We start from the raw sequence: 1,682 nt of genomic DNA, 5'->3' as shown, positions 1-1,682 counted from the left end.
CTGCCCGACCTGGTCCGGCGCTTCCCGCCGGACAGGATCGCTCCGCTCGCAGCCGACATCGACCGGGAGAACGAATTCCCCGCGCATCTGTGGCACGAACTCGGCGCGCTCGGCCTGCTCGGCATAACCGCCGATCCCGATTTCGGCGGCAGCGGCATGGGCTATCTCGCCCACGTGATCGCGGTCGAGGAGATTTCGCGCGCCTCGGCATCGGTCGGCCTCTCCTATGGCGCCCACTCCAATCTCTGCGTCAACCAGATCAACCGTTGGGCAACACCGGCACAGAAGGAAAAATACCTGCCGCCGCTGTGTTCGGGCGAGCATGTCGGGGCGCTCGCCATGTCGGAGCCCGGCGCCGGCTCCGACGTGGTGTCGCTCAAGCTGCGCGCCGATAAGCGCAATGACCGTTATGTGCTCAACGGCACCAAGATGTGGATCACCAACGGTCCGGACGCCGAAACGCTGGTCGTCTACGCCAAGACCGACCCGGAACGGCAATCGCGCGGCATCACTGCCTTCATCGTCGAAAAGGCGATGCCGGGGTTTTCGGTGGCGCAGAAGCTCGACAAGCTCGGCATGCGAGGCTCCAACACCGGCGAACTGGTCTTTTCGGATGTCGAGGTACCGTTCGACAATGTGCTGCACGAGGAAGGACGCGGCGTCGAGGTGCTGATGTCTGGCCTCGACTATGAGCGCACCGTGCTTGCCGGCGGGCCGATCGGCCTGATGGCGGCGTGCCTCGACGTGGCGATCCCCTATGTTCACGAGCGCAAGCAGTTCGGCCAGCCGATCGGGGAATTCCAGCTCGTGCAAGGCAAGCTTGCCGACATGTATACGGCGATGAACGCAGCGCGCGCCTACGTCTACGCCGTCGCCGCCGCCTGCGACCGCGGCCAGACCAGCCGTAAGGATGCCGCCGGCTGCGTGCTGTTTGCCGCCGAGAAAGCGACGCAGATGGCGCTCGACGCCATCCAGCTGCTTGGCGGCAACGGCTATATCAACGACTATCCGACCGGCCGGCTGCTGCGCGACGCCAAGCTCTACGAGATCGGGGCCGGCACCAGCGAAATCCGCCGCTGGCTGATCGGCCGCGAAATCATGGCGGAGGGAGCGTAGCATGGCCACGCTGCAAACCCAGATTTCTCCTTCCTCCGAGACCTTCCGTGCCAATGCCGAGCGCATGAGGGCTCTGGTTGCCGACATCGCCGAAAAGGCCACGGCCGTCGAGCGGGGCGGCTCGGACGAGGCACGCGAGCGCCATGTCGGCCGTGGCAAGCTGTTGCCGCGCGAACGCCTGGCGCAATTGCTGGACACCGGTTCGCCTTTCCTCGAGATCGGCCAGTTCGCGGCCTGGTCGATGTATGGCGAGGAGATTTCGTCGGCCGGCCTGATCGCCGGCATCGGCCGTGTCGAGGGCACCGAGGTGATGGTCGTCGTCAACGACGCCACCGTGAAGGGCGGCACCTATTATCCGCTGACGGTGAAGAAGCATCTGCGGGCGCAGGAGATCGCACTGCAAAACAACCTGCCTTGCGTCTATCTGGTCGACAGCGGCGGCGCCAATCTGCCCAACCAGGACGAGGTGTTTCCCGACCGCGAGCATTTCGGCCGCATCTTCTACAACCAGGCCAACATGTCGGCGGCCGGCATCCCGCAGATCGCCTGCGTCATGGGTTCCTGCA

Annotated in this window: 2 protein-coding genes; both read left to right on the top strand. The window is 65.1% G+C overall.

Annotated elements, in window-relative coordinates:
- Entirely contained in the window at positions 1-1,116 is a 1,116-nt protein-coding gene (locus tag EOA36_RS34880) for an isovaleryl-CoA dehydrogenase (protein ID WP_127281185.1), read from the top strand.
- Between the two features lies 1 nt (position 1,117).
- Positions 1,118-1,682, top strand: a 565-nt coding sequence (locus tag EOA36_RS34875; protein WP_281040109.1) for a carboxyl transferase domain-containing protein, incomplete at its 3' end; no start/stop codon positions are given.

It is taken from the genome of Mesorhizobium sp. M8A.F.Ca.ET.021.01.1.1, assembly GCF_003998025.1.
In the GTDB taxonomy this organism is placed as follows: Bacteria; Pseudomonadota; Alphaproteobacteria; order Rhizobiales; family Rhizobiaceae; genus Mesorhizobium.
This window is presented reverse-complemented; position numbering and strand designations above follow the sequence as displayed.